22 protein-coding genes, 1 tRNA gene and 3 pseudogenes are annotated in these 23067 nt (G+C 70.6%); 11 read left to right on the forward strand and 15 right to left on the reverse strand.

Annotated elements, in window-relative coordinates:
- Window positions 1–29 precede the first annotated feature (29 nt).
- From ABD198_RS30905 to ABD198_RS13925, 5 genes are all read left to right on the forward strand, one after another.
- Window positions 30–377, forward strand: a complete 348-nt coding sequence (locus ABD198_RS30905) for a DUF8017 domain-containing protein (protein ID WP_486388890.1) — start codon at window positions 30–32, stop codon at window positions 375–377.
- Window positions 378–584: 207 nt separating this feature from the next.
- Window positions 585–1862, forward strand: coding sequence for an aspartate kinase (locus ABD198_RS13910; protein ID WP_344000908.1), 1278 nt, complete (start codon window positions 585–587; stop codon window positions 1860–1862).
- On the forward strand, window positions 1862–2935 hold the full coding sequence (locus tag ABD198_RS13915) for an aspartate-semialdehyde dehydrogenase (RefSeq protein ID WP_344000911.1): 1074 nt from the start codon (window positions 1862–1864) through the stop codon (window positions 2933–2935). Before ABD198_RS13910 ends, ABD198_RS13915 begins: the two co-directional genes overlap by 1 nt.
- Window positions 2936–3336: 401 nt before the next feature.
- Window positions 3337–3912, forward strand: coding sequence for a SigE family RNA polymerase sigma factor (locus ABD198_RS13920; protein ID WP_344001055.1), 576 nt, complete (start codon window positions 3337–3339; stop codon window positions 3910–3912).
- Window positions 3909–5171, forward strand: a complete 1263-nt coding sequence (locus tag ABD198_RS13925; protein WP_344000913.1) for a hypothetical protein — start codon at window positions 3909–3911, stop codon at window positions 5169–5171. The genes ABD198_RS13920 and ABD198_RS13925 overlap by 4 nt, the downstream gene beginning before the upstream one ends.
- Here the strand turns inward: ABD198_RS13925 and ABD198_RS13930 are convergent.
- The gene (locus tag ABD198_RS13930; RefSeq protein ID WP_344000915.1) at window positions 5141–6085 is read right to left on the reverse strand and encodes an SURF1 family protein; all 945 of its coding nucleotides are present in this window, start codon (window positions 6083–6085) and stop codon (window positions 5141–5143) included. The two genes, ABD198_RS13925 and ABD198_RS13930, sit on opposite strands and share 31 nt — an antisense overlap.
- Window positions 6086–6209: 124 nt before the next feature.
- On the opposite strand from ABD198_RS13930, the gene ABD198_RS13935 reads away from it, so the two are divergent.
- The 3 genes from ABD198_RS13935 to ABD198_RS13945 all read left to right on the forward strand — a co-directional run bounded on the left by ABD198_RS13935 (window position 6210) and on the right by ABD198_RS13945 (window position 9533).
- On the forward strand, window positions 6210–8012 hold the full coding sequence (locus ABD198_RS13935; RefSeq protein ID WP_344000918.1) for a S9 family peptidase: 1803 nt from the start codon (window positions 6210–6212) through the stop codon (window positions 8010–8012).
- Window positions 8013–8198: 186 nt separating this feature from the next.
- A complete protein-coding gene (locus ABD198_RS13940; RefSeq protein ID WP_344000920.1) occupies window positions 8199–8591 on the forward strand; it encodes a BlaI/MecI/CopY family transcriptional regulator in 393 nt (130 codons plus the stop codon).
- A gap of 6 nt (window positions 8592–8597) precedes the next feature.
- Window positions 8598–9533, forward strand: a complete 936-nt coding sequence (locus ABD198_RS13945; protein ID WP_344000922.1) for a M56 family metallopeptidase — start codon at window positions 8598–8600, stop codon at window positions 9531–9533.
- Between the two features lie 45 nt (window positions 9534–9578).
- Here ABD198_RS13945 and ABD198_RS13950 read toward each other — a convergent pair whose 3' ends face one another.
- From ABD198_RS13950 to ABD198_RS13990, 9 genes and pseudogenes are all read right to left on the reverse strand, one after another.
- Window positions 9579–10034, reverse strand: a complete 456-nt coding sequence (locus tag ABD198_RS13950) for a tellurite resistance TerB family protein (RefSeq protein ID WP_344000925.1) — start codon at window positions 10032–10034, stop codon at window positions 9579–9581.
- A gap of 228 nt (window positions 10035–10262) precedes the next feature.
- Window positions 10263–11240: a sporulation protein gene (locus ABD198_RS13955; protein ID WP_344000927.1), complete on the reverse strand. Its 978-nt coding sequence runs from the start codon at window positions 11238–11240 to the stop codon at window positions 10263–10265.
- Between the two features lie 95 nt (window positions 11241–11335).
- Window positions 11336–12070, reverse strand: coding sequence for a nucleotidyltransferase domain-containing protein (locus tag ABD198_RS13960; protein ID WP_344000930.1), 735 nt, complete (start codon window positions 12068–12070; stop codon window positions 11336–11338).
- Window positions 12071–12181: 111 nt separating this feature from the next.
- Window positions 12182–12355: pseudogene (locus ABD198_RS13965) on the reverse strand (Type 1 glutamine amidotransferase-like domain-containing protein); the annotation flags it as partial.
- A 36-nt stretch (window positions 12356–12391) separates the two neighbouring features.
- Window positions 12392–12676, reverse strand: coding sequence for a zinc-ribbon domain-containing protein (locus ABD198_RS13970; protein WP_344000932.1), 285 nt, complete (start codon window positions 12674–12676; stop codon window positions 12392–12394).
- A 149-nt stretch (window positions 12677–12825) separates the two neighbouring features.
- Complete coding sequence (locus ABD198_RS13975; protein WP_344000935.1) at window positions 12826–12951, reverse strand: hypothetical protein; 126 nt, start codon at window positions 12949–12951, stop codon at window positions 12826–12828.
- Window positions 12952–13092: 141 nt separating this feature from the next.
- Window positions 13093–13557, reverse strand: coding sequence for a hypothetical protein (locus ABD198_RS13980; RefSeq protein WP_344000937.1), 465 nt, complete (start codon window positions 13555–13557; stop codon window positions 13093–13095).
- A gap of 242 nt (window positions 13558–13799) precedes the next feature.
- Window positions 13800–14429 (reverse strand): hypothetical protein, encoded by a 630-nt coding sequence (locus ABD198_RS13985; RefSeq protein WP_344000940.1) that lies wholly within the window; start codon window positions 14427–14429, stop codon window positions 13800–13802.
- A gap of 221 nt (window positions 14430–14650) precedes the next feature.
- A pseudogene (locus ABD198_RS13990) lies at window positions 14651–14920 on the reverse strand (hypothetical protein); the annotation flags it as partial.
- 178 nt (window positions 14921–15098) lie between these two features.
- On the opposite strand from ABD198_RS13990, the pseudogene ABD198_RS13995 reads away from it, so the two are divergent.
- Window positions 15099–15263, forward strand: a pseudogene (locus tag ABD198_RS13995) (FAD-dependent oxidoreductase); the annotation flags it as partial.
- A gap of 210 nt (window positions 15264–15473) precedes the next feature.
- Here ABD198_RS13995 and ABD198_RS14000 read toward each other — a convergent pair.
- The 3 genes from ABD198_RS14000 to ABD198_RS14010 form a co-directional block, all read right to left on the reverse strand.
- Window positions 15474–15547, reverse strand: a tRNA-Pro gene (locus ABD198_RS14000).
- A gap of 67 nt (window positions 15548–15614) precedes the next feature.
- Complete coding sequence (locus tag ABD198_RS14005; RefSeq protein WP_344000943.1) at window positions 15615–16358, reverse strand: Pr6Pr family membrane protein; 744 nt, start codon at window positions 16356–16358, stop codon at window positions 15615–15617.
- Window positions 16359–16483: 125 nt separating this feature from the next.
- Window positions 16484–17410: a metallophosphoesterase gene (locus tag ABD198_RS14010; protein WP_344000946.1), complete on the reverse strand. Its 927-nt coding sequence runs from the start codon at window positions 17408–17410 to the stop codon at window positions 16484–16486.
- Between the two features lie 131 nt (window positions 17411–17541).
- On the opposite strand from ABD198_RS14010, the gene ABD198_RS14015 reads away from it, so the two are divergent.
- Window positions 17542–18009 (forward strand): GatB/YqeY domain-containing protein, encoded by a 468-nt coding sequence (locus ABD198_RS14015; RefSeq protein WP_344000948.1) that lies wholly within the window; start codon window positions 17542–17544, stop codon window positions 18007–18009.
- Between the two features lie 165 nt (window positions 18010–18174).
- On the opposite strand, the gene ABD198_RS14020 is transcribed toward ABD198_RS14015, so the two are convergent.
- Window positions 18175–20517, reverse strand: coding sequence for a transglycosylase domain-containing protein (locus ABD198_RS14020; protein WP_344000950.1), 2343 nt, complete (start codon window positions 20515–20517; stop codon window positions 18175–18177).
- Between the two features lie 418 nt (window positions 20518–20935).
- Here ABD198_RS14020 and wblA point away from each other — a divergent pair, with 418 nt between their 5' ends.
- Window positions 20936–21274 (forward strand): transcriptional regulator WblA, encoded by a 339-nt coding sequence (gene wblA, locus ABD198_RS14025; protein ID WP_344000952.1) that lies wholly within the window; start codon window positions 20936–20938, stop codon window positions 21272–21274.
- Window positions 21275–21605: 331 nt separating this feature from the next.
- Here wblA and bagB read toward each other — a convergent pair whose 3' ends face one another.
- Window positions 21606–22976, reverse strand: a complete 1371-nt coding sequence (gene bagB / locus ABD198_RS14030; RefSeq protein ID WP_344000954.1) for an ATPase BagB — start codon at window positions 22974–22976, stop codon at window positions 21606–21608.
- Between the last annotated feature and the right edge of the window lie 91 nt (window positions 22977–23067).

Here is a 23067-nt window from a genome sequence, read left to right on the forward strand (position 1 = left end):
TTCCAGGTCAGCCACACCACCGCAGCACGGTGGGCGAACCGGTACCGGCAGTACGGCGAAGCCGGCATGCACGACCGTGCTTCTTTCCTGCGCCGTATCGTGGTGCGGCATGTGGCCAGGGGAGCAGCCGGCGAAGAGCGAGCACGCGTGGTGGGACATGCCCACGAGCCCGTCCGGGCAGCCGGCCGGGCCCCGGCCGCCCCGGCGGAACAACCGGGCCGTGCGCGTCGGACGGCAGGGCGTGGACCTTCGCCTTCCGGGACTCCGAGGGGAAGGTCATGTCCGTGTCCCTCGTCCGCGCCACGAAGGTGCCCGGGGAAGTGACCGAGGCCACCGTGCGAAAGATCATGGGGACCGTGCGCCTGGAATCCGGCTGATTCCGCCCCGGCCGGTGTGTGACTCAGGTCGCTTTTCCGAGTGGTCTTGGCGGCCCTGGGCATGAGCCCTGCTGCACGGGTGCCCGGATGTCTCACGATGCGATATCGCGAAGGGGAAATTCGGACGCTCGTTAGACTGACTGCCGACTGCGGCCTGCACACATGTGTACGGACCGTGGAAAACGACGGACTGAGCGAGGAGCGCACGTGGGCCTTGTCGTGCAGAAGTACGGAGGCTCCTCCGTAGCCGATGCCGAAGGCATCAAGCGCGTCGCCAAGAGGATCGTGGAAGCCAAGAAGAACGGCCACCAGGTGGTCGCCGTGGTTTCCGCGATGGGCGACACGACGGACGAGCTGATCGATCTCGCCGAGCAGGTTTCCCCGATGCCTGCCGGGCGCGAGCTCGACATGCTGCTGACCGCCGGAGAGCGGATCTCCATGGCACTGCTGGCCATGGCGATCAAAAACCTGGGCCACAACGCCCAGAGCTTCACCGGCAGCCAGGCAGGTGTCATCACCGACTCGGTCCACAACAAAGCCCGCATCATCGATGTCACGCCGGGCCGGATCCAGGCCTCGGTGGACGAGGGCAACATCGCCATCGTCGCCGGGTTCCAGGGCGTCAGCCAGGACACCAAGGACATCACCACCCTCGGGCGGGGCGGGTCCGACACCACGGCCGTGGCGCTGGCCGCCGCGCTGAACGCCGAGGTGTGCGAGATCTACACCGACGTCGACGGTGTGTTCACCGCCGACCCGCGCGTGGTGAAGAAGGCCCGGAAGATCGACTGGATCTCGTTCGAGGACATGCTCGAACTGGCCGCCTCCGGGTCCAAGGTGCTGCTCCACCGCTGTGTGGAGTACGCCCGCCGGTACAACATCCCGATCCACGTCCGCTCCAGCTTCAGCGGCCTTCAGGGCACGTGGGTCAGCAGCGAGCCGATCAAGCAAGGGGACAAGCAGGTGGAGCAGGCCATCATCTCCGGTGTCGCGCACGACACCTCCGAGGCCAAGATCACGGTGGTCGGCGTGCCGGACAAGCCGGGCGAGGCTGCCTCGATCTTCCGCGCCATCGCCGACGCCGAGATCAACATCGACATGGTGGTGCAGAACGTCTCCGCCGCGTCCACCGGGCTGACGGACATCACCTTCACGCTGCCCAAGACCGACGGCCGCAAGGCCATCGACGCCCTGGAGCGGGCCAAGGCCGCCATCGGCTTCGACTCGCTGCGCTACGACGACCAGATCGGCAAGATCTCCCTGGTCGGCGCCGGCATGAAGACCAACCCGGGTGTCACGGCCGACTTCTTCACCGCGCTCAGCGACGCCGGGGTGAACATCGAGCTCATCTCGACCTCCGAGATCCGCATCTCGGTCGTCACGCGCAAGGACGACGTGCAGGAGGCCGTGCGCGCCGTACACACCGCCTTCGGACTGGACTCCGACAGTGACGAGGCCGTCGTCTACGGAGGCACCGGCCGCTGATGGCCGGCACCGGACGGCCCGGCGGGGTCGTGCGGCCGACGCTCGCGGTCGTGGGGGCGACCGGTGCCGTCGGCACGGTCATGCTGCAGATCCTGTCCCAGCGGAAGGACATCTGGGGCGAGATCCGACTCGTCGCCTCACCGCGCTCGGCCGGCCGCAAGCTGGCCGTGCGCGGTGAGGAGGTCGAGGTCGTGGCGCTCACCGAGGAGGCCTTCGACGGCGTCGACATCGCCCTGTTCGACGTGCCCGACGAGGTCGCCGGTCAGTGGGCGCCCGTCGCCGCCGCGCGCGGCGCGGTGGTGATCGACACCTCTTGCGTCTTCCGCATGGAGGACGAGGTGCCGCTCGTCGTCCCCGAGGTCAATCCGCACGCGGTGCGGCTGCGGCCGCGCGGCATCATCGCCAACCCCAATTGCACCACCCTGTCGGTGATCGTCGCGCTGGGCGCGCTGCACGCCGAGTTCGGCCTGCGCGAGCTGGTCGTCTCCGCCTGCCAGGCCGCCAGCGGCGCCGGGCACGCGGGCGTGCGGACCCTGCGCGAGCAGCTGTCCCTGGTCGCCGGCACCGAGCTGGGCACCAGCCCCGGCGACGTGCGGCGCGCCGTGGGCGACAACACCGGGCCGTTCCCGGAGCCGGTCGCGCTGAACGTGGTCCCCTGGGCGGGGACGGTGCGGGAGGACGGCTGGTCGTCCGAGGAGATCAAGGTCCGTGAGGAGACCCGCAAGATCCTCGGCCTGGCGAACCTCCCGGTGGCCGTGACCTGCGTACGGGTGCCGGTGGTCACCACGCACTCGTGCACCGTGCACGCCCGCTTCGAGAACGAGGTCACCGTCGACCGGGCCCGGGAGATCCTGGCCACGGCACCGGGCGTGGTGCTGTGCGACAACCCGGCCGCGGGCGAGTTCCCCACGCCCGTCGACGCGGTCGGCACCGATCCGACGTGGGTGGGGCGGGTGCGCCGGGCGCTGGACGACCCGACCGCGCTGGAGCTGTTCGTCTGCGGGGACAATCTGCGCAAGGGCTCGGCCCTGAACACCGTGCAGATCGCCGAGCTGGTGGCCGCCGAAGCCTAGGGGGTGTCCGCACGCGGAGGATTCGTCCTGCTCCGGGCCCTCAGGTGGAAAAGTTGTGCCCAGCACTAAGATTCCATGTAGGGCCTGTGTAAATTTGCCTCCCCGTTCTCCGCAACCGCGCAGAGGGCGGGGAGCGTCTATGCGGTCACCCTTTCCGGTGCGTGGGGACGCCTGGAACCGGGCGAGGGGACGCCCGTTATGACGCGACATAGGGGATGAGCGGGGCACATGAGGGCAAAGGACGTCGGCGCGGAAGTGACGCCCGGCACGTACAACCCTTACGAGGGGAAACGTGTCCAACTTGCGTGGCTGAGGTACTCGACTTCACAGCGCCGCCTGGCCTGGGCCTGCGCCCGCCCCGCCAGGCCGTCCGACCGCGCATGCCCGGGTCGCCCGGTGGCATGCCGGTGATCGCGCCGATGCCAGCAGCGCGGCCGGCCCGCCTCCCGAACCAGCGTGACGGCGCCGACGAGGCAGTGGCGGCCGGAACGACCGTCGATCACCTCACCGAGACCTACCGGGCGCACTACCGCTCGCTGCTCGGTCTCGCCGCGCTCCTGCTCGACGACACCGCCTCCTGCGAGGACGTCGTCCAGGAGGCGTTCATCCGGGTGCACTCCGCCCGCAAGCGCGTCCGCGACCCGGAGAAGACCCTGGCTTATCTGCGTCAGACGGTCGTCAACCTCTCCCGGTCCACGCTGCGCCGCCGCATCCTCGGGCTGAAGCTGCTGTCCAAGCCGATGCCCGACATGGCGAGCGCGGAGGAGGGCGCCTACGAGCAGCTCGAGCGCGACTCCCTCATCCAGGCCATGAAGGGGCTGCAGCGCCGCCAGCGCGAGGTGCTGGTGCTGCGCTACTTCGCGGACATGACCGAGGCCCAGGTCGCCGAGACCCTCGGCATCTCGCTGGGCTCGGTCAAGGCGTACGGTTCGCGTGGCATCGCGGCGCTGCGGCTGGCCATGGAGGCGCCGGCATGAGCGACGGCAGCACCGCCCGCCCCGAGGGCACAGGGCCCGAGCAGGAGCGCGAGACCGCGGCGTCCGCGGGGGCCGAGCAGGGGCGCAAGACCGCGGCGTCCGCGGGGGCCGAGCAGGGGCGCAAGCCCACCGCGTCCCCCGAGGCCGAGCAGGGGCGCGAACCCATCGCGCTCCCGGGGCCCGGGGCCAAGGAACCGCACGCTGGGAACGGAACAGTGAACGACGGCCTCGACGACCAGGGCCCCGAGGGGCTCGACTCGGACGAGCAGAAACTGCGCGAGCTGCTGCACCAGGCGGTGCGGCAGGTCGAGCCGAGCGACGGCACCCTGGAGTATCTGCGCCGCGCCGTCCCCGCCCGCCGGGCACGCAAGCGGCAGGCGATGATCGGCATGGCCGCCGCCGCCCTCTTCGTCGGCACCGCCGTCCCGGCCCTCGTGCACGTCTCCAACAGCACCGGATCCGACGCCAACCCCTCCGCCGTCGGCCACGCCTCCCAGACCCAGGGCGGCACCGGCGACGCCATAGGCGGAACGGGCGGTGAGACCACCGCCGGCAGCTCCTCCGACGAGGCCGGCAAGGGCGGCAAGGAGAAGGGCAAGGGCAAGGAGAAGGGCACCGGCCCCGGCGCCACCGAGGGCGCCACCGAGGGCACCGGCCCCTCCGCCGGCACCACCGCCGAGGCCCGCGCCTGCACCAGCGCCGACCTCGGTCCCGCGGTCGTCACCAGCGCCGCCCCCGACTCCACCGGCGCCGTCTACGGCTCCTTCCGGGTCAGCAACGTCTCCGGTACCAGCTGCACCGTCACCGGCCCCGGCGGCGTGACCGTCACCCCGGCGGGCGCGGCCGACCGGGCGAGGATCGGCACCTCGCGCCATGTCGCGGGCGACCCGGCCGCCGCGCTGCCCGACCCCTCCCTGGAGGTGCCGCAGCTGGTGCTCAAGCCGGGTGAGGCCTACGAGGTGAAGTTCGCCTGGGTGCCCACCGAGACCTGCCCCACCCCGGGCGACTCGTCCGGCGGCTCCACGGGCGGCCCCACCACCGACCCGTCGCCCACCGGCGAGCCGGCGGCGGACACCGAGGGGGCGACCACGGGCAGCGACACGGGCACCTCCGCCCAGCTGGTCAGGGAGGACGGCCCGGCCGACGGCAGCGTCACGGTCACCTACACGCCCGCGACGGGCAGCGGCTCCGCGTCGGCCGTGGTGGGCAACGCCTGCGCCGGCTCGGTCTACTGGACGGGCTTGCTGACGGCGACCTGATCCTCGCCGGCCTTGTCGGACCTTGCCGTCCCGCCGGACGCGCCGGCGCTCGCCGTACCGTTCGTCTCGGCGGCCGTCCCGTTCGTTTCCGCCGTACCGTTCGTCTCGGCGGCTGTCCCGTTCGTCCCGGTCGTCTCGTTCGTCCCGGCCGCCCCGTCCGGGACGAGCCCGAGCTGCGCATCGCGGGCGAACTCCAGCTCGCGGCGCAGCAGCCGGAACCACATGAACACCACGAAGCCCACGAAGGCGAACCACTCGGCGGTGTAGCCGAGGTTCTGGAAGGCCTTCAGGTCCAGCCCCGTGCCGCCCGGCGCGGTGGCCGGGACCGCCTTCATCCCGGAGTCGCCGCGGTTGAGCGTGACGTACGCGTCGTACACGTCGTAGGGCACCAGGTTCACCAGGGACGCCGCGCTGATCGCCGCCGTCTGCCCCCGCGGCAGCCCGCCGCGGGCGCTGACCCCGTTGTTGCCCGGCGTCTCCGACGCCTGGAGCGCCCCGGTCACGCTCACCTCGCCGGCCGGGGGTGCGGGGACGTCCGCCGCGTCGGGCGTGCCGGGCAGCCAGCCGCGCACCACCGGCAGCGCCTTGCCGCCGTCCGTGCGCAGCAGCGTCAGGACGTACGTGCCCCGCTCGCCGTCCAGCTCCCGGTCCGGCACCAGCAGCTGCTCGTCGTACCGGCCGCGCGCGGTGACCTGCCTGCCGGAGGTCTCCTTGGTCACCGGCAGCATCGCGTCCAGCGGCCGGGGGGCCTCCTTCCGGGCGGACGCCACCTGCTCCTCGGCCTGGCGGTGGCCGTCGACCCGGTCCTCGAACCGGCCGAGCTGCCAGGACCCCATGAAGATGCAGAAGGGAATGGCGAGCACCACGAAGAGGTTGATCCCCCACCACCGGGGCGTCAGCAGAAACCGGTACACACGTCAACGGTACGGGGCAGCCGCCGGCCGGAAACCGTGGGGGTCCTGGAGGGCTCGCGAAGGTTGTCCACAGGCCGGGCGGGGGTGACGGTGCGATGTCCCTCCGAGCGGGCAGTATGGCCCCATGACTGAGCCACACGTCGCCCCCGCCTCCGAGATGCCCGACTGGGAGAAGCGATTCCGGGCCCCCCGAGTGTCCCTCCCCGAGTGGGCGGAGGACGCACCCGACCGTTCCCTGTTCGTGTCCAACGCCACCGGCACCTACGAGCTGTACGCCTGGGACCGCAGGACCGGCGAGCAGCGCCAGGTGACGGACCGGCCCAACGGCACCACGGACGGTGTCCTCTCCCCGGACGGCGAGTGGATCTGGTGGTTCGACGACAAGGACGGCGACGAGTTCGGCGTCTGGCGCCGTCAGCGCTTCGCCGGCGGCGAGGACGAGCTGGCCGTCCCCGGCCTCGACCCGTCCTACCCCGCCGGTCTCGCCCTCGGCCGGGACGGGCGCACCGCGGTCGTGGGCCGCTCCACCGACGAGGACGGCACCACGATCCACCTCGCCCGCATCGGCGAGCGTCCCGTGGAGATCTACCGGCACCGCGAGTCCGCGGGCGTCGGCGACCTCTCCCACGACGGCTCCCTGATCGCCGTCGAGCACACCGAGCACGGCGACGCGATGCACTCCGCGCTGCGCGTGCTGCGCCCCGACGGCAGTACCGTCGCCGACCTCGACGACACCGAGGGCGGCACCCGCGAGCTGGGCCTGGAGGTGCTGGGCTTCGCACCCGTCGCCGGGGACACCCGGCTGCTCGTCGGGCACCAGCGCCGGGGCCGCTGGGAGCCGATGGTGTGGGACGTGGCCACCGGCGAGCAGACCGACCTCGCCCTTCAGCTGCCCGGCGACGTGAGCGCCGAGTGGTACCCGGACGGCACCGGGCTGCTCATCGTGCACAGCTTCGAGGCCCGCAGCGAGCTGTTCCGCTACGACCTCGCCGCCCGCGAGCTGATCGAGCTGCCCACCCCGCCCGGCACGGTCTCCGGCGCCACCGCCCGCCCGGACGGCACCGTCGAGTACCTGTGGTCCTCGGCGGCCGAGCCGTCGGCGGTCCGCTCCACCGCCGGCGGTGTCGTCCTCGACCCGCCCGGCATGAAGTCGCCCGGCTCGGTGCCGGTGGAGGACGTGTGGGTGGAGGGGCCCGGCGGCCGCATCCACGCCCTGGTGCAGAAGCCGGCCGGCGCCACCGGCCCGCTGCCCACCGTCTTCGACATCCACGGCGGGCCCACCTGGCACGACAGCGACTCCTTCGCCGCCGGCCCCGCCGCCTGGGTCGACCACGGCTACGCGGTGGTCCGCGTCAACTACCGCGGCTCCACCGGCTACGGCCGCGCCTGGACGGACGCGCTCAAGCACCGGGTCGGCCTGATCGAGCTGGAGGACATCGCCGCCGTCCGCGAGTGGGCGATCAACTCCGGCCTCGCCGACCCCGACCGGCTGATCCTCACCGGCGGCTCCTGGGGCGGCTACCTCACCCTGCTCGGCCTGGGCACCCAGCCCGACGCCTGGGCGCTGGGCATCGCCGCCGTCCCGGTCGCCGACTACGTCACGGCCTACCACGACGAGATGGAGGCCCTGAAGGCGATGGACCGCACCCTGCTCGGCGGCACCCCCGAGGAGGTCCCCGAGCGCTTCGAGGCGTCCTCCCCGATCACCTACGTCGACCAGGTCAAGGCCCCCGTCTACATCTCCGCCGGCGTCAACGACCCGCGCTGCCCCATCCGCCAGATCGAGAACTACGTCCGCCGCCTGGAGGAACGGGGCGCGGTCCACGAGGTCTACCGCTACGACGCCGGCCACGGCTCCCTGGTGGTGGACGAACGCATCAAGCAGGTCCGCCTGGAACTGGACTTCGCGGCGCGGCATCTGCCCTGAGCAGGGGCGGCATCTGCCCTGAGCGGGGCAGCGGGGAGGCCCTGACCTCCCCTCTCCAGCACCGGCCGCCCGTCGGTACACCGCCGTGGGGCACGCAGAGGAGGGAACCCGAGGGCGTCTATACGATGTCCGCCCGTACGACGTCCGCCCGTACGACAGGCGGCGGTGCTGGAAGGGAGACGAGGCGTGGGGGAGGAGCAGCAGCGTCCCCGGCGGCGGCGCGGTCAGGGCCAGTTGGAGGCGCTGGTCCTGTCGGCGCTGCGGGAGGCCGACGGGCCGGTGACGGCCGGCTGGGTGCAGCAGCGGCTGGGCGGTGACCTCGCCTATACGACCGTCGTCACCATCCTGACCCGGCTGCTCGCCAAGGGCGCCGTCACCCGCGAGCGGGCCGGCCGGTCCTTCGCCTGGACCCCCGCTTCCGACCAGGCCGGACTGGCCGCCCGCAAGATGCGCAGGGTGCTGGACGCGCAGAGCGACCGGGAGGCGGTGCTGGCCAGCTTCGTCACCGGTCTCGGGCCGGACGACGAGCGGCTGCTGCGGGAACTGCTGCGGCAGGCGGAGGACGAAGGGGAAGACTGAAGCCTCATGGGGGTGTTCGTCTTTCTTCCGCTGGTGCTGCCCCTGACGGCCTGGCCCGTCGCGCGCCTCGCCGAGCAGCATCTGCATCCCAGGACCGCGACCCGGCTGCTGACGGCCGTGACCGCGGTGATGGCGGTGTGCAGCACCGTCTGCCTCGCCCTGCTGATGGTGGTCGGCACGGCCCAGCTCCCCGGCAATCCGCTGCCCGACGGCTGGTCCGACCCCGAGGTGCGCCAGGCGGTGCCGTACGACGAGGTGGCGGGCAGGGCCGCCATCCCGGCGCTCGTCCTGGTGCTCGCCGCCTGCGGCCGGACCCTGTGGCGGCACGGCCGGGTCCGGCGCCGCGCCCACCGCGCGCTGGCCGGGGTGCGCGGCAACCAGGTGGCGGTCCTTCCCGACGACGTCCCCTACGCCTACGCCCTCCCGGGCGGCGGCCGACGGGGCCGCGTCGTGGTGACCACCGGCCTGCTGGACCACCTGGAACCGGCCGAACGCCGGGCGCTGTTCGCCCACGAGCGGGCCCACCTGACCGCCCGGCACCACCGGTTCCTCCTGGTGGCCCAACTGGCCGCCAGGACCAACCCGTTCCTGCGTCCCCTGCGCACCGCGGTGGCGTACACCGCGGAACGCTGGGCGGACGAGGACGCGGCCCAGGCGGTCGGCAGCCGCCGGACCGTGGCCTCGGCGATCGGAAAGGCCGCCCTCATCTCCCGCGGCACGCCGGTTCCCACGCTGGCTGCCCTGGCGGCCGTGGGTCCGGTGCCCCGCCGGGTGGCGGCCCTGCTCGCTCCCGCTCCGGCGGCGCGTCGCTGGCCCCCGGTGTTCACCTCGGTCGGGCTCGCGGCCTGGGGAGCCGCCGCGGGAGCCGTGGTATCGGCCATGTCATCGGCCAACTCGGCGGTGACGATGGTCCTCATCCTCCGCGCGGCGACGCCCCTGTGAGGAGTGCGGGGCCGATTCGATGTTCCGTTCGATCTTCCGCGTCTCTCAGAGGTCGAACTCGTGCGGCGGCAGGTCCAGGGCGTGGCACGCCTCCCGCACCACGGCCTGCTCGTCCTTGTCGAAGTCGCCGTCGGCGCCGCCGATGACGATGCCGATCTGGATGACGGCACGGGCCTCGGCGGGCTTCTTCCTCGCCTTGGCGACCTCCTGCATCACGCTGACCTTGCCGAGCGCGAAGTCGGTGGTGAGCCGGCTCAGGTTCTCCTCGAAGCGGCGGTGCAGGTCGTCGGGTGCGAAGTTCTTCAGCACCTCGTTGGTGGCGATCAGCTGGGCCACCCGCTGACGCTCCGCAGGGTCGATCGTGCCGTCGGCGGCCGCGACCAGCGCGCACATCGCCATGCTCGCGTCGCGGAAGGCACCGCTGGTCAGTTCGTTCTTCTTCGCCATCAGCTGGGTCTGCATCGTCGATGCGGACTCCCTGATCCGGTCCCACAGGGCCATGCGCTCTCCAAGAGGTGAGGGGGCTTCGCGGCGCGGCGACCCGGGTTCGTCGTCCCGGACCGCCGCCCGCATCTTCTACAAGAACGTAGAAGTTAGTGGGTGAGTTCCCGCTGGGCCGTCAATCCTCGTCAATCCTCGTCAACCCTCGTCGGCTCTCGTCGGCCTTCGTCGGCCTTCGTCGGCCTTCGTCGGCCTTCGTCAGTCCTTCTCAGTCCTCGTCAGTCCTCGTCAGCCCTCGTCTTCCTCACCCTCGAAGAAGTCCCCCACCTCGTCGACGACTTCGGCGGCCACCATCCCGCCGGCCACACCCACCGCGAGCCCGGCGGCCCCCGCCGCGATGGCGGTACCCATGCCGGGCCCGGACCGGTGCCCGTCATGGTGGTGCTCACCATGGCCGTACGCGCCGAAGGACCCGTGCGAGCCGTGCGAGCCGTGGGCCGCCCGCTGCTCGGTCAACTGCCGTACCCAGCCGTCGACTTCCGCGTTCCAGTCACGGGCGTCCTGGTGCCCGACGGTGAAGCGGGTGAGCGCGTCGTGCCCCGCCGAGAAGAAGCCGCCCCGCTTGTCCGCCTCCAGGACCACCTCCACGCCGCCCGGATTGGCGAGGAAGGTCACCTCGATCTCGTTCACCTGGTGCGCGTACTGCGGCGCCGGGTTGAGCTCGATCTCCTGATAGAAGGGCAACTGCTGGCCCGTGCCCCCGATGCGCCCGTACTCCAGGTCGGCCGACTTGAAGCCGAAGCCGAGCTGACCGAACGCCTCGAGAATCGCCTCCTGCACGGGCAGCGGGCCCACGGTCAGCGGATCGAGGTCACCCTTGTCCCTGGCCCCGGCGACCGCCAATTCCGTGCGCACACCGAGGACGACGCCGAGGGGCTGCCCGTGCAGCTCGGTGACCGGCGTCTCCCACGGCAGCGTCACGCTGAACGGCACGCTGCGCTCCTCGCCCTCGGCGAGGCGGAAACCGCCGCCGACCGTGTAGCGCTCGAAGGCGACGACGCCCTCGCTCTCACCGCCCTCGTGCTCGGCCTCGACGCGGGCCACCAGCTCCAGGGTGACGTGCTCGATGTCGAAATCCGCGTTGCCGCCCTTGAGGTGCACCTGCCCCGACAGCGCCCCGCCGGGCCGGAACGGCCCCGCGTCCAGCACCGTGTCGACGGTGGGCCCGCCCACGCCGAGCGAGCCGAGCAGTCGCTTGAACACCATCCTGGCGTCCACTCCTTCACATGCGTGCCTCAGTGAAGGACGGTGCCGGACACCGTCCTTCTACAAGTGAGTAGAAGCATAGAGCGGCGGAGCGCTCAGACAGTGCCTGACCGTTGGTAACCGGCCCACAACCGGCCACCCACCTGCCCGAGCACCTCGTCGACGACCACCACCAGCGGCTCCGCCCTCCCCTGCAGCACCTCCTGCAGCCCATGCCGAAGGCGCGAACTCAGCCCCGGCGCGGCACTCTCCAGCCGCCGTGCCGTCCATTTCCCGCCACCACTCCACGAACCGGCCGCCGCCAACGCCAGCTCACCGGTCCGGCGCACCAGTTCCGTCGCGATGAACAGGCGCTCGTCCGGTTCGTCACTGCCCGCGAGATCGTCCAGAAGATCGGTGATCGCATAACGCCGGTCGTCGATCTCCTCCGCGGACTCCGCCGGCGGCCCCGCGGCCACCAGCTGCCGCGCCCCTGCGGCGATCCGCGCCCCCAGCCCGTCGGCGTCGACGAGCAGCACCCCGTCGGCGCACATCGACAGCAGCGGAGACCGGCGCCGGGGCAGCTCCCGCCCGACGTACCCGTGCCAGGACGCCTCGGTGTGCACGAACATCTCCACCGGCCAGCCGCCGTGCAGGAAACTCGCACGATACGGCGCCGGAGGCCCGTCGAGCAGCACCACGATGTCCAGATCCGACGTCGCCGTCCCGCGCCTCGTCGCCACACTCCCGCCCAGAAACGCGGCCCGGGCCTCCGGATGCCGCCCGGCCACCACGGCGCGTGCCGCCTCGACCGGATTCGTCCTCTCGTACGCACTGGGGTCCGCGGCCATGCGCTCAGCCGACCAGCCCCGACCGACCGGGTCAAGACAGCACCGCGCTCGTCACGCGGGCCACTCGGACTGCGGCGCCGCACCGAGGAGACGGCACTGCTGGTCTCGTTCCTGGACGGAGCGCGTCCGGTACGCCGAGAGGAACTGCTCGACGTAGGCGGGTGCGTCACCGCTGGCCGTCGGCACGAAGCAGACCTTCGGCCGGGGACTCGGCACTTGGCTCAGCACCCAGTCGTCCAGCAGACCGTCGTCGTCGGTGGAGAATCCGCCTCCCAGCAGAGCCAGCCGGTGCCCGGGAACGCCTGCCACGAGGGCGCCCTGTCAGGACTGGTACGGCTGCTGCTGCGGGTGCTGTCCGTGACTCTGCCCGCCGGCGGCCTGTTCCTGGAGCTGGTTCGCCTGCTCCTCGGTGATCCGCTGTTCCGCGCCGCAGAAGGTGCACTGGGTCGTGTACTTCGTCGAGATCGGGAAGAGCGGCACGAAGAACAGGGTGAACTTGGTGACCCGCTTGCGGAGCGTGTGGGCGGCGGGGTTGCCGCACTGGGCGCAGACCAGGGTGAGTATGGCGAGCTGGTAGAGGTAACTCTTGGTGCCGAAGATGATCACGTCGTCGGTCCTTCCGGTCGGCAGTCGGCAGTGTGGCAGGCCGGAACACCGCCGCAGCCCCCCACTGGAGAGTGTCACTCCGGCGCTGCCGGGTTGTCGACCAGTGCCTGATCTTCCCGCAGCCTTCCCCCAGCACTTCCCGCGCAGCGTCAGTCGTACGCGAACTGGTGCGTGGCGAGGGTCCGGTCGGGTTCCCCCGTGGCGGTGACGCGTCCGCCGTCGAGGACGATGGCGCGTTCGGCGGCCCGGATCGTGGACGGCCGGTGTGCGATCACCAGACGCCGAGATGTAGGTGATGTAGAGCAGGAACCAGACCAGGCTGGCCAGGGACGTCTGCCCGTCGGCGACCCGGATCCCGCCGATGACCAGGACCACCATCATGGAGCCGTGCATGGCCAGGGTCATCATCGGGCCGACTAGATTCCCGCGTCCACCACGCCCCCGCGCTCCGCGTCCCGGTGCCCTCCCTCCCCGAACAGCTCACCGATCGCCATTCCCGGAAACTGCAGAGGCTCTTCACGCCCCTCCAGCTTCACGCGCACGCGCCACCGCTTGCCCCCGTGCTCCACCAGCACATCCGCGTACTCGCGCCCCGGCGACTCGACACCCACCAAAGACGGTCCGCCCTCCGGTCCGTACTCACGGAACGACAGGACGAACGGAAGTTCCTGGAGCAGACAGGCGAGGTGCGCCCACGCCGGCGAGTCCGGCTGCGGCGTCCGCCTCACCTCGCTGCGCTCGGTGTCGTCATCCGGCACCTCGCCGGCCTCGCTCGCCAGCGCCCTCGAGTCAGGCTCGCCCACATGCCGGAAGGAGAACGTCCGCGCGGCCACGTCCATGGCCGTCAGCTCCATCCCGCGCGGCCCACCCCTGAAGACCATGCCGGCAACGTCCTGAAAGAACCGCGCAACCTCCCTGTCCCGCGCGTCCCGCAGACTCTTGTCCGGCTCCGAACCCCCCAGCGGCTCGAACGAGCCGACGGTGACCGGCTTCCGGCGCCGCTTGCCATGACCCACCGCGACCGATCCCTCTCGCACACGCACGGATGCTGCTGAGGCGCCAAGCTCTCAGCAGCATCCACGCTAGTCCTTCTTGACTCAGCCCGTCTGACTCGGTCCCTGACTCAGCCGGCCAGGACCAGGCGGCCCTTCTGCTCCTTCACGGGCTTGTAGGTGAACAGATACTGCTCACCTGTGCCCGCCGCGTTCAGCGATGCGACGGACGTCTTCGGCTTGAACTTGGTGTTCACCCACGTCGGACATTTCACCGAGCCGACGCAGAATGCCGTTACCGCGCCGAGGAACGCCATCCGCGGGCCCTCGCCGACCGCGTACATCGTCTCGTCCGCCGCCAGCAGCATCTTGCGCCGCTCAACGATCTTGCACGAGAGCGGTCCGCACTTCACCCGGTGCGCCCACCCCGTCAGGTTGTACCGCTTCCCCGCGAGATGATCGATGTTCGGAGACTTGGCCAGCCATCCGATGATCCCGTACTTGGTGATGTTGTGCTTCTTCTTGATCTTCGTCCAGCCGAAGCCAACCATCTTCCCCTTCGCATTGCGGCGGTACTCGCCCAGCCGCAGCGGCAGGTCATACCGCTTGCTCCGGGAGTAGTCGAACTCCTTCAAGATTTTGTACTTTGACGATTTCTTCGCCGCAGCCGTCTCAGCCGGCCGCTCCGAAACCGTCGCCGCACGCTCATGTGCATCCACCTGGGCGGCCTGCGCCGGCGCGGCCCCTGCCAGCAGCGCCACTGCCACAACCCCGGACGCTGCCACACGTACGCTCCGCATGGAACCTCACTGTGGTCATCCCCCGTCGCCCTCCGGACGAGGCGTCAGAAAAGCACCGTACAAAGCCTTCCCTTTCGCCTCTATTGGCACTTTGGACACTGCCCTTTCGGGCACTTACGGCTCGGTCGCGCACACAGGTTCCATGCCGCCTTCGGCGCCTGCACCGCGTCATGCTGAGCCGAAGCGTACGGTCCGAGGATCTTCGACAGACGAACAGCGTCATCAGCTTTGCCGTCCCGGTTCCCGAAGTCCCGTCGACGCTGCTGCCGTACACGATCGGCGAGAGACGGGACGGCAAGCGAACTCGCTCACAGCGAGGCCGAGTCCAGCCCTTGTGGTGCGTTCCCCAGTCCTCCCAGTGGAAAAGGCTGAAAACCGGCGCCGTGGTGTCGGCCCAGTTCAGGTTGGGTTTGCGCGGGCATCCAACGCTGGACGGTCGTATCGATATCGCCGCGGCTCGCGAACTTCAGCGAGGGCGACACCTTTCCGGAGGAAAACGAGTTTCTGATCCGCTTCGGGCGGCGGAGCGGGAGGCGAGTGCGACAGCACGAGAGGTGTTTTGGGACTGGGGCAATCATGGACTCGCGCAACATGCCCTGTCGAAGTCACCCGGTGCTTAGGGCCGGCCTCGTGACCGCAGGGGAGCGAGTTGTCATTGTCGGGGCTGGGGTGGCTGGGCTCACCACGGCCGTTGTTCTCGCCGGGGCCGGGGCCGGGGCCGGGGCTTCGGTGCAGGTGATCGCCGAGCAGGTGCCGGGGGCCACGTCGGTGGCGGCGGGGGCGATGTGTGGGCCTTAGCTCAGGTCTCCGACTTCCACTCGTGTCCCCTCCCCGTGCCATGCCGCTCTGAGGCGAGCTCCCAAGCTCCGGCCTACCCACAAGCGCGGGAGCCGCCCGGGAGCCAGATTCCGAACCGGCTCCCAAATGGCTCCCAAAACGGCCCCCAGAACCACTCAGGGGCGCGACCCGCTAAGCGGATCAGGCCCCTGACCTGGTACTTCACTGTCGGGGTGGCGGGATTTGAACCCACGACCTCTTCGTCCCGAACGAAGCGCGCTGCCAAGCTGCGCTACACCCCGATCGTCGTCGCTGTCGCGGCGACGACGATTACTTTAGCCCACCGGTGGCCGGAGACGAAATCCGGTTTCAGCGGGGGCGGCGGACCGGGTTCGGGCGGACGTGGTCGAAGGCGACCAGGAGGACCGCCAGGGCGTAGAAGGCGAGGCCCACGAGGAGGGCGTTGGCCAGCACGCTGCGGTAGCCGTCGCGGGTGACGTCGAGGAAGGGGTAGAGGTAGGCGGCCGGGTTGCCGGGGAGGAGCTCGCCGCGGACCAGGGTGAAGGCCAGGTAGGCCAGGGGGTACAGCATCCAGGTCGTGGCCTGGAGGATGTGCGTGCGGGCCGACGGGGAGAGCAGGAGCCAGTCCAGCAGGGCCGCGAGCGGGATCACCGTGTGGAGGGTGTGGGCCGCGGCCGTTTCCAGGAGGCCCGTCTCGCCGGTCATGGAGAAGGCCGGCTTGGCGTCGGTGAGGAGGATGTGGTGGACCAGGGCCGCCATGACCACGTAGAGGAGGGCGGCGCCGGTGATCGCGCCCGGGAGGGGGTGGCGGGCCGTCCAGGCTCGGCGGGCCGAGGCCAGGGTGACCAGGGCCAGGAGCAGCGTGGCCTGGATGGTGAAGTAGCTCAGGACGCGGGTCGGATTGCCGAGGAGGAGTTCGACGGCTGCGGACGCTATCGCCGTCACGGCCAGGAGCAGGCGGTATGTGGCGGCGAGGGGGCGGCGGACCGGGGGGACCACGGCACGGGCCGGGACCGGGGAGGGCAGCAGCGAGCGGGGCGGCATCGGGACGGCGGGCAGGTCCGGGATGTCCCTGGGTATCGGGGCTGTCATGCCTCCAGGGTGGGAGGCATGACCCGATTGGTGCGATTTGTTGTGGTGCGGATGGGTGATCGGGAGCAGCGGCAACGGTCAGTGTCGCTTCGGTTGCTCTCGGTCGGCTCCGGTGGTTGCTTCGGTCAGTCTCGGCTCGTGAGGGTCAGGAGCGTCGCCTCCGGGGGGCAGGCGAAGCGGACGGGGGTGTAGCGGTTGGTGCCGCAGCCTGCGGAGACATGCAGGTAGGCGGTGTGGCCGTCGGCGGTGTGGGTGGACAGGCCCTTCACGCGGTCCGTGTCGAGGTCGCAGTTGGTGACCAGGGCGCCGTAGAAGGGGATGCACAGCTGGCCGCCGTGGGTGTGGCCGGCCAGGATCAGGGGGTAGCCGTCGGCCGTGAAGGCGTCCAGGACGCGCAGGTAGGGGGCGTGGACGATGCCCATGGAGAAGTCCGCGGAGGGCGACGGGCCGCCGGCCACCTCGTCGTACCGGTCCCGCTTGATGTGGGGGTCGTCGAGGCCGGTGAGCTCGATGGACACGTCGTTGATCTTGAGGGTGCCCCGGGTGTTGGTCAGGTTGAGCCAGCCCGCGGCGTCGAAGCCGTCCCGGATGTTCTCCCACGGGTTGTGGACGACGCCGACGGCCGGCGGGTTGCCGTTCAGGCCGTGCCTGCCCTGGGCCTTCTCGATCAGGTAGCGGGCGGGGTTGCGCAGGCGGGGGCCGTAGTAGTCGTTGGAGCCGAAGACGTAGGCGCCCGGGAACTCCATCAGCGGGCCCAGCGCGTCCAGCACCTCGGGCACGCCCTCGGGGTCGGACAGGTTGTCGCCCGTGTTGATCACGAAGTCGGGGCGCAGACCGGCGAGCGAGCGCAGCCAGCGCTGCTTCTTGCGCTGGCCGCCGACCATGTGGATGTCGGAGACCTGCAGCACGCGCAGGGGGCGCATCCCGGACGGCAGGACGGGGACCGTCACCCGCCGCAGCCGGAAGGAGCGGGCCTCGAAGCCCGCCGCGTACAGCAGTCCGGCGGCCCCGGCCGCCGTGATTCCCAGGGGGATTCCGTATCGCGCGCGCATGGACCCATCGTGTCAGACCGCGAGCGGCCGCCGTGCCACGCAGTCCGCCCGCTGCCCGTACGAACAGCCTTTTCCCGTACGCCCCTTAAATCAGCAGGCGTCCTGCCCTGCGCACCTGCGACAATCAAGTCATGACCACGCTCAAGTCCAAGCTGCAGGATGACCTCAACGCCGCGATCAAGGAGCGCGACGAGCTGCGCTCCTCGACGCTGCGCCTGACGCTCGCCGCGATCACCAAGGAGGAGGTCGCGGGCAAGGAGAAGCGTGAGCTCTCCGACGAGGATGTGCTGAAGGTGATCACCCGCGAGGCCAAGAAGCGCCGTGAGGCGGCCGAGGCCTTCGCGCAGGGCGGTCGCACCGAGCAGGCCGAGCGGGAGAAGGCGGAGGGCGAGGTGCTCGCGCAGTACCTGCCGAAGCAGCTGTCCGACGACGAGCTGAACGCGATCGTCGCCCAGGCGGTCGAGGAGGCGAAGGCGGCCGGCGCCGAGGGGCCGCGCGCCATGGGCGCCGTCATGAAGATCGTGAACCCGAAGGTCGCGGGCCAGGCGGAGGGCGGCCGGGTCGCCGCCGCGGTGAAGAAGATGCTGGCCGGCGGCTGAACGACCAGCCCGTCATGCCTGATGGGCGTACGAACCCGAGCGGCTCCTGCCCCCAGTAGAGAGCGGCCCCTTCCCCCAGTAGAGAGGGGAGGGGCCGCTCGCATTCGTGAGCAGGGCGGGAGGCCAGGAGCCCAGGTGACCGGGGGCCCAGGGCCTCTGCCGGCCTCAGTCCCTGCCGCCCGGTCCGTTGCCCGGGCCGCGGATGAAGCCCTCCGGGATGGAGAACGTCGGGTCGGGCTCCGGGCCGCCGGGACCGCCGTTGCCGCCGCCGGGGCCGCCGTTGCCGCCGCCGGGACCGCCGTTGCCACCACCGGGTCCGCCATTGCCGCCGCCGGGGCCGCCGTTGCCGCCGCCGATCAGGCCGCCGATGAAGCCGCCGTTGTCGTCGCCCTTGTCGCGGTCCTCGTCATCGTCGTCCCGGTCGCGATCGCGGTCGCGGTCGTCCGGGATGTCGACGAGGTTGAAGTCGGGCGCCTCCTTGCCCTCCAGCGCGCCGTTCATCATGTCGCGCCAGATCGGGCCGGGCACCTGGCCACCGAAGACCTTGCCGTGCCACTGGCCGCCGATGGAGATGTTGATCATCTTCCGCTTGTGCGCGGGGTCGCCGACCCAGACCGCGCCGGCCATGTTCGGGGTGTAGCCCACGAACCAGGCGGCGTAGCGCTCGTCCGTCGTACCGGTCTTGCCCGCGCTGGGGCGGCTGCCGAGGCCGGCCTGGGTGCCCGTACCGTCCTCGACGACGCCCTTGAGCAGGGTGTTGATGGTGTCGGCGGTCTTCTCCGACATGGCCCGCGAGCAGGTCGACTTCGGCACCGGCAGGGACTTCTCCTTGCCCCCGATCCGCTGGCTGATCGACTCGATGGCGACCGGGGTGCAGTGCATGCCGCGCGCGGCGAAGGTGGCGTAGCCGTTCGCCATGGTCAGCGGGGACATCTCCTGGGTGCCCAGGGCGATGGACGGGGCCTGCTGCATCTTGCGGCCGTCGGCCCGCTGGACGCCCATCTTCTTGGCCATCTCGGTGACCGGGCAGATCCCGATCTCGCTGATCAGCTCGACGAAGTAGGTGTTGACCGACTTGGCGGTCGCCTCCTTCATGCCGTACGGGCCGACCTCGGACTCGTTCTCGTTCTCGACCGGGACGTTCTGCTCGTTCCACACCTTGCCGTCGCAGGCCTGGACGGGCGAGGGGTAGTTCATCTTGTACGGCGCGGCGTACCTCTTGGTCGGCGGCACCCCGTTCTCCAGGGCCGCCGCGGCGACGATCGGCTTGAACGTCGAACCGGGCTGGTAGCCCGCGCCGCCGCCCATGGCGTCGTCGACCGAGAGGTTGAGCGTCGTCTCGTGCTTCTTGGTGTCGAGGCCGTAGGGCCGGGACTGGCCCATCGCCAGGATCTTGCCGGTGCCGGGCTCGACGATGGTGGCGGCGGTCGCCACGTCGTCGCTCTGGTTGACGTGGTTCTTCACCGACTGCTGCACGGCTTCCTGGGCCTGCGGGTCCATGGTGGTGCGGATCGTCAGGCCGCCCTGGTTCCAGATCCTGGCCCGCTCCTCCTTGGTCTTGCCGAAGACCGGGTCGTTCAGGAAGACCTCGTGCACGTAGTCGCAGAAGAAGCCCGCGCCCTTGACCGCGGTGATGCAGCCGTTCTTCGGCTTGCTGACCTTCAGCCCGAGCGGGGCCTTGGCCGCCTTGTCGGCCTCCTCCTGGGAGATGTCCCCGATCTGGGCCATCCGCCGGAGCACCACATTGCGCCGCTTCTTCGCCTCGGCCTCGTCGTTGACCGGGTCGTAGCGGCTCGGGGACTGCACGATGCCGGCGAGGAGGGCGGACTCCTGGAGGTTGAGGTCCTTGGCGGACTTGGAGAAGTAGCGCTGGGCGGCGGCCTCCACGCCGTAGGCCTGCTGGCCGAAGAAGGTGATGTTGAGGTAGTTCTCGAGGATCTTCTTCTTGCCCAGCTCCTCCTCGACCTGGATCGCGTACTTCAGTTCGCGGATCTTGCGGCCGAGGGTCTGCTGGGTGGCCTGGGCGACCTTCGTCGGGTCGTCGCCGGCCTCCTCGACGAAGACGTTCTTCACGTACTGCTGGGTGAGCGTGGAGGCGCCCTCGGCGACGCCGCCCTCCTGCGCGTTGCGGTTGAGGGCGCGCAGGACGCCCTTCAGGTCGACGGCGCCGTGCTGGTAGAAGCGCGAGTCCTCGATGGCGATGATCGCCTTCTGCATGTACGGCGAGATGTCCTTGAGGTCGACCACCGTGCGGTCGCGCGAGTAGACCGTGGCGATCGTGCCGCCCTGGGCGTCCAGGATGGTGGTGCGCTGGCTCAGCGGAGGGGTCTTCAGATTGGCCGGGAGCTCGTCGAAGCTCTCGACCGAGCCCTTGGCCGCCAGCCCGAGCGCGCCCACGGCGGGCAGCGCGATTCCGGCCAGCACCGCTCCCGCGAGGACACTGACACCGAGGAACTTGGCGGCCTGCTGCGTGGGGGACAGACCACCGCCCGAGCGCTTGTTTGACATGAGAGCAGCCTACGTTCTCATTCGCCGGACAGGCGTATATGCCTTGGCCTAAGCTGCTCTCGACTGTCACAGCAGTGAGGCCACGTATCAATACGTCCGGCGACCCCGAATCGTCTCGGACCTTCTCGACTTTCTTTTGGCGAGTGAGTCGAGTGCGTGCCCCGAATCGCCTTGTGTGTCACTTGGTGTCCGTTGTGACGCAACTGAACTGACCCCGTATGCCCGGTTTGCCGCGCATGTCGCCAGCTCACTCCCGCGGGTGATCTGCCGCTTACCCATAGTCCGTTCGGACCATTCAAGATTGGGCCCGCTGGGGGTGTTGCGTCGTGCCCACCTTCCGTAACGTCCTCAACTGGCGACGGTGAATATGCCGCTGCCGCCGTGGGGGAGCCTCGATTCGGGAGAGGACGGCGCCGGTATGGGCTGGGTTACCGACTGGAGTGCGCAGGCTGCCTGCCGCACTACCGATCCGGATGAACTGTTCGTTCAGGGAGCAGCGCAGAACAGGGCCAAGGCGGTGTGCACCGGATGCCCGGTACGCACCGAATGTCTGGCCGACGCGCTGGACAACCGCGTGGAGTTCGGCGTGTGGGGAGGCATGACCGAGCGTGAGCGCCGGGCGCTGCTGCGCCGGAGGCCCACCGTGACCTCCTGGCGCCGGCTGCTGGAGACCGCCCGCTCGGAGTACGAGCGCGGAGCCGGCGTCGTGCCGATGGGCGACGACCAGGTCTACGAGAACTACGCGGCGGTGAGCTGAGGGCCCGCCGGCCGAGCCGAGGATTTCGGAATCTGATGAGCTGAGGGCCCTTCTACGGGCCCTCGACGGCCGTCGGTATGCCCTTGATGTGCCTTTCGTGTGTCCTTAAGGGGTGTGGCTCGGCGTGCATTGACGGGTCTCGGATGCCCTTGAGGGGCGTGGCTCGGTGAGCATGTACGGGCGCGGGCATGGGCATGGCCCCGTGTGCCTTGACAGGAACGGGCATGGGCGTGGCTCCGCTTCGCGCCTCGGTGATGTGAGACGGGCGGCCTGCCTGCCGCAGGACACGGCGGTGCCTGCCGCGGAACCGGACGGAACCGTGCGGTCGGCGCTACGCGCCCGGCTCGGGCAGCTCGGGCCGGTTGTTCGCGAGCCGGTCGCCGATGTCCCGCAGGCCCGCGAGGTCGTGGACGTCGCCGGGCAGCGCGGCCACCTCCGTCACCGCCACCTCCGGGTGGAGCGCGGTGAAGCGGTCGCGTGTGCGCTGCTCGCGCGCCAGCAGGTGCATCCGCTCGGCGTGCAGCCTCAGCAGGCCCGCCGTGAACCGGTCCACCGACCGTTCCGCGTCGGCGGGGGAGCCTTCGTCGGGAGCAGTGGACTCGGCGGAAGCGCCGGGCTCGTCGCGAGCCGGTGATTCTGAACTGTCGTATGTGCTCGGGGAGTTGCCGGGAGAGGTACGAGAACCAGCTTTCCCGTCCTCCTGATCCACAATGCGGGACTCCTCAAGATTTTCCGCCGCGGCGATCGCCCGCTCGGCCGACAGCCGGTCGGCACCGCTGCCGTGCACCCGGTTGAGCACCAGACCGGCGAGCGGCATCTTCTCCGCGGCCAGCCGCTCCACGAAGTACGCGGCCTCGCGCAGCGCGTCCCGCTCCGGGGCCGCCACCACCAGGAACGCCGTCCCCGGCGCCTGGAGCAGCTTGTAGGTGGCGTCCGCACGCGTACGGAATCCGCCGAACATGGAGTCCATCGCCGCCACGAACGTCTGCACGTCCCTCAGCAGCTGACCGCCCAGCAGCTTGCCCAGGGCGCCGGTCATCATCGACATGCCGACATTCAGGAATTTCATCCCGGCGCGGCCTCCGGCCTTCGCCGGGGCCAGCAGCACCCGGATGAGCTTGCCGTCGAGGAAGGAACCCAGCCGCTTGGGCGCGTCCAGGAAGTCCAGCGCGGAGCGCGACGGAGGGGTGTCCACGACGATCAGATCCCACTCGTCCCGGGCCCGCAGCTGGCCCAGCTTCTCCATCGCCATGTACTCCTGCGTGCCCGCGAAGCCCGCCGAGAGCGACTGGTAGAAGGGGTTGCTCAGGATCGCGGCGGCCCGCTCGGGGTCCGCGTGCGCCTCGACGATCTCGTCGAAGGTGCGCTTCATGTCGAGCATCATGGCGTGCAGTTCGCCGCCCGCGGAGTCGTCGATGCCCTTCACCCGGCGCGGGGTGTTGTCCAGCGAGTCGATGCCCATCGACTGGGCGAGCCGGCGGGCCGGGTCGATGGTGAGGACCACCACCTTGCGGCCCCGCTCGGCCGCGCGCAGCCCCAGCGCCGCGGCGGTGGTCGTCTTGCCGACGCCGCCGGCGCCGCAGCACACGATGATCCGGGTCTGCGGATCCTCGATCAGCGGGTCGATGTCGAGGATCCGGGCGGGGGAGAGGTGCTGACGGGCGGCCGGGTCGTGCGCCTGGGCCGGTTCCGGACGGCTCATGTCATCCCCTGCTTCCGATGCGTCCACAACGTTCGAGGTGCCCGACACGTCCGGCACGTCCGACTCGTGGCGTGACGTGACGTGACGTGCG

This window comes from Streptomyces thermocarboxydovorans (genome assembly GCF_039524635.1).
In the GTDB taxonomy this organism is placed as follows: Bacteria; Actinomycetota; Actinomycetes; order Streptomycetales; family Streptomycetaceae; genus Streptomyces; species Streptomyces thermocarboxydovorans.